This is a genomic window from Acinetobacter sp. YH12151, from assembly GCF_013418355.1.
GTDB lineage: Bacteria > Pseudomonadota > Gammaproteobacteria > Pseudomonadales > Moraxellaceae > Acinetobacter > Acinetobacter pseudolwoffii.
Genome location: NZ_VPCG01000092.1, coordinates 1 through 4,360, shown reverse-complemented (window position 1 = coordinate 4,360; position 4,360 = coordinate 1). Strand labels below are relative to the sequence as shown.

General features: G+C 32.2%; 4 protein-coding genes. 1 reads left to right on the top strand and 3 read right to left on the bottom strand.

Going from position 1 to position 4,360, the window contains the following annotated elements; translation table 11 throughout:
- The first annotated feature begins 288 nt into the window (after positions 1-288).
- The gene (locus tag FTU82_RS15730; RefSeq protein WP_180101639.1) at positions 289-1,629 is read left to right on the top strand and encodes a DnaJ domain-containing protein; all 1,341 of its coding nucleotides are present in this window, start codon (positions 289-291) and stop codon (positions 1,627-1,629) included.
- 595 nt (positions 1,630-2,224) lie between these two features.
- On the opposite strand, the gene FTU82_RS15725 is transcribed toward FTU82_RS15730, so the two are convergent.
- The 3 genes from FTU82_RS15725 to FTU82_RS15715 form a co-directional block, all read right to left on the bottom strand.
- The gene (locus FTU82_RS15725) at positions 2,225-3,304 is read right to left on the bottom strand and encodes a DUF3800 domain-containing protein (RefSeq protein ID WP_180101637.1); all 1,080 of its coding nucleotides are present in this window, start codon (positions 3,302-3,304) and stop codon (positions 2,225-2,227) included.
- A 146-nt stretch (positions 3,305-3,450) separates the two neighbouring features.
- The gene (locus FTU82_RS15720) at positions 3,451-3,765 is read right to left on the bottom strand and encodes a BrnA antitoxin family protein (RefSeq protein ID WP_180101636.1); all 315 of its coding nucleotides are present in this window, start codon (positions 3,763-3,765) and stop codon (positions 3,451-3,453) included.
- Positions 3,752-4,039: a BrnT family toxin gene (locus FTU82_RS15715; protein WP_180101634.1), complete on the bottom strand. Its 288-nt coding sequence runs from the start codon at positions 4,037-4,039 to the stop codon at positions 3,752-3,754. Before FTU82_RS15715 ends, FTU82_RS15720 begins: the two co-directional genes overlap by 14 nt.
- Positions 4,040-4,360: the final 321 nt, after the last annotated feature.

The following is a 4,360-nucleotide window of genomic DNA, read 5'->3' as shown; positions in this document are numbered from 1 at the left end:
TTGATGCCATTTCTCTTTATATTGTTACTTAGACAGGTAGGACATTTGATTTGTAGCGTTATTTTCATACCTCTATTTTATCAAAAGCCATATTGTTTTTTTCAGCATACTTTTTGAAACACCACCAAAATTCTATACACTAGACCTCTTGCGAAAGTATCATTTTTGACTAACACAAGAGGTCTATTTATGAGTAAAAAAAACCTATTAAAATAAAGATATTTACGCATAAAATAGCATTCCTTAATATTTCTACTATTTTATATTTTAATCCTCGGGGAAAAAGGCTTGTCGAAATTTAGAACACATTACGATAATCTAAAAATTCAAAAAACTGCACCGATTGAAGTTATTCGAGCTGCTTATAGGGGACTATCTCAGAAGTATCATCCTGATCGAAACCAAAATGACCCAGAGGCTGGGAGAATTATGGCGCTGATTAATCAATCTTATGAAGTTTTATCTGATCCTGTGAAACGTCGAAAACATGATATCTGGATTGAAGAGCAAGAAGCTCAACAGGAACAAAGAGCTCAACAGGAACAAAGAGCTCAACAGGAACAAAGAGCTCAACAGGAACAAAGAGCTCAACAGGAACAAAGAGCTCAACAGGGACAAAGAGCTCAACAGGAACAAAGAGCTCAACAGGAACAAAGAGCTCAACAGGAACAAAGAGCTCAACAGGGACAAAGAGCTCAACAAGAACAAAGAGCTCAACAAGAACAGAAAGGTAGTGATGACTCTGTTTTTGCAAAATTTTTCTCTAATATAGAATTTTTATTGGTTGGAACTATTAGTCTAATTATTATTATATCTATTTTATATTTATTACTATTTTCTAATAATAAAAGTAAGGACGATGAGTATTCAACGGTTTCAGACGCTTCAGAAAGTGTATTACTAGCAGATAACGAAGACAATATAGAAAATTCAAAAACAACGTATCCAGCAAGTTTTGATTGTAATGAAGCCAAGTCTCTTACTGAAAATTTAATTTGTAATAATGAAGATTTAGCGATAGCTGATCTAGAATTAGCTAGTCTTTTAAAACAAGCAAAAACGACTGTTACAGATAAAAAAGCCCTTAATAATCGTGTTCGAAAACAGTGGAATTATCGTGAGAAAAATTGTAAGGATGAGGCCTGTCTATTTGAGTGGTTTAATTACCAAAAAATAGTTTTAACGCAGATTATAAAAACAGGGAATGTTAACGCTGGTTTAACAGTTAAAGAATTAACACCAAAGCCCCTTCCAAAGACTGGGCATAATGATAATAGTAATTTTGAAGGTGTTGCACCTTTGAGAATTAAAACTCCATCGACTGGAAACCATTATTTTGTAAAAATTGAAAATGCTTATACACATAAACACTTGGTTAGTTATTTCATACAGTCAGGCGATGTATTAGAAATTAATCTACCACTAGGAACTTACAATATTAAATATGCATCTGGTCAACAGTGGTATGGTACTGAGCATTTATTTGGCCCAGAAACTGCATATGCAAAAGCAGACCAAAATTTTAATTTTAGATTTGATGGGTATCAATATACAGGTTATACAATTGAATTGATTGAACAGGTTAATGGAAATTTAAAGACATCTCATATCGATCCAAGTCAATTCTAATTAAATAGGCTCTAGACAGATTAGACCTCTTGCGAAAGTATCATTTTTGATCAATTTTATTGGCTAAAAGTTACAGATTTGCTTAATAAAAAGCCGACTTGGAAAAAAGTCAGCTTTTTAGGGTTTGCGTCCCAATTTTTTATAACATAACTTTTTGAAATATAAAACTATTTTAAAGAGCGTTTCGTATAAGCTCTATTATGTTAAATGTGGGATTTAATTTATATTTAGTTGTGATAAAAAATCTAAGGAGGCCACTTTTTGAGTGGCTGCCAGCTTAGTTTTGAACAGCACACAAGCTGACAATAAAAAAACATGTCAACAAGTAAGCTAAACTAGGATCAAAATGCCCAACAAGTACATTAAATACCATTGGAAAGCCTAGAACTAAACCCGCTGAGCTCTTTTTCTTAAGTTGTGACATAAATCACTCCTTTGAAAAATTACTACGGGTCTCATGAAGAGTTAGGTTCGTAGCACTCAGACTATTACTATCTAATTTCCTTAATATAAAATCCAGCTAAGGTGGGTAGATAGCAATCCTAACTGGATAAGGCCAATCTTAAATTATTATCTTTTTCTTCTCAAATATAATCTATGTTTTATTACTTAATAAAAAACTAGCTATTTGATCAACAGGATTTATTGATTCTTTTTCCAAATCGAAAATTCCAAAATCTTGAGGAGTTACTTTTGTTTCAGGCCAAACTGAATGTGTCATTAGTTTTTCGATACCTATTGAAAGTAAGTCAATACTGAGTTGATCATCTCTATTATCTGTAAAAGCTCTACAATTTGCTGTATGTGCTAAAGCACCCGCAATGATATCGGAGACTTGTATCTGAGGGAAAAAATGAGATTTTTCTAAAGAGACTTTTTCTACTTTTAATGGTAGTTCATATGCTCTATCCCCTGTTCCAATGATTGTTGGAATACTTGCTGGATTAGTGTATTTGTTAAAATTATTCAAGCTTGATTCTAAAGTGTTCGACTCATCATGAATAAACATAAAGCCATCAGATAGATCCTTTCCCCAAAGTGTTGCCTGAGTAAACAAACCAGTTTGTACTGGATCAAGATGAGTTTTATCAATAACTGCTATGGATTCTTTAACTAATTGTTTAGAAGCTAAAATCTCATTAAAGTTCAATGTATTGTTAGTATTTATAGGATTCTTTTTTATCAACTCTACGGTTTTATAAAATTCATCTATACTAGATTCATTTTTAAGACGAATTAAGGCTATAAATTTGCTGATTAGTTTATTAAGATTTTTTTCGCCATAAAATGTTGTTATAACATACCAATGCATATTGACTGTACATACATTTCTCATATTTTTATTGAAGTTCACCCCCATACTAAAATAAATAGGTTCTACTAAGATATCGAAAATTTTACCTAGTCCCATATATTTTTTATGCACCATTACAGTCTTTACTTTTTCTGATTTTAATATTACTTGTTCTATAAATTTTAGAATCTTAGTTCTACCTTTTCTAGTTCTTTTTAAATTAGAAAATTTAGCCTCAACTCCCTTAAAGTCTAAAATTTTTAGAAGTTCTAAGGCTTCTTCATCAGTGAATATATTAGCTGCTAATACAAAAACAGGCTGATCAACATTTAATAAGTCATGTCCAGTATTTCCAGCTTCATCAAGATAGATACGATTCATATAAGTAAGTTCACAATTTATAGAAATAATAAAGATAATTAGCTTTTTATCAAAGCTATGGAAAGAAAAAGGAAGAGTTAAGAACAGCTAAAATTAACATAATACACGTTATACGAATCTAAAAATGGGAGCTTAAGCTCCCATTTTTATTGATGATTTTTTAATTCTTTTAGCATGGCATCCCGCAAGATTTCATTCATACGTGTCTGATAACCTTTGCCTTGAGCTTTAAACCATGCAAGTACGTCAGCATCTAAACGAATAGATGTTTGTTGCTTCACTGGACGATAGAATTGATTGTGGCGTACAGCATTACTCCAGTCGGTAATTTCAGGCATATCTGATAGATCTAGATGATCGTCAGAAACTATTCCCTTAGCAAGCAAGCGTTCAATTTCAGCATCTTGCTTGTCGCTGAATTTTTCATTCAGTTCTTTGCGTGAGTATCTAACCATGCTCATATTTATCTCGCTCTGCTTTAGTTACTTGTCTTGCACTAATGATTCGTATGATTTCACAGTCATCTTCATCAAAGATGGTGTGAGCTACTAACAGCATTAGTACGCCTTTTACTTTCCCAATGGTCTGCCAACGTTCTTCACCATCGGTATGTCTATCCTGTATTGAGATCCTCAGTGGATCATCAAAAACAAGGCTTGCAGTTTCGAAAGAGACATCGTGCTTTTTCCGATTCTTTCGATTCTTAGCCTCATCCCATTCAAAATACTGTTCCATAAAAAACATTCAAATTTGTATATACAATAATGTATCACAAAATTGTATCACTCAAGTTGAGAAGCGTAATTTTTAGTCAAATTTATTGGCAAGAACTATCAAAACCGCTCATAAAAAAGCCGACTTGTTTCAAAATCGGCTTTTCGGTCATTTTTGGCTTTTTCTGGTTTTATTAAGTGGTTGATATCTATATTAATATATAAGTGTACTTCGTATAACCGCCATTATGTTAAATAGAATCAAAAAACCTCCAATAAAATCGTTATAGTATTATTATTTATTGAGTAGATAAGAGAATTAAATTAGTGAAATACTCAAATG

Bases quoted from the DNA above. Each gene is read 5' to 3' on its own strand.
- FTU82_RS15720 (WP_180101636.1), bottom strand. From the start codon at position 3,765: ATGAGCATGGTTAGATACTCACGCAAAGAACTGAATGAAAAATTCAGC.
- FTU82_RS15725 (WP_180101637.1), bottom strand. From the start codon at position 3,304: ATGAATCGTATCTATCTTGATGAAGCTGGAAATACTGGACATGACTTA.
- FTU82_RS15715 (WP_180101634.1), bottom strand. From the start codon at position 4,039: ATGGAACAGTATTTTGAATGGGATGAGGCTAAGAATCGAAAGAATCGG.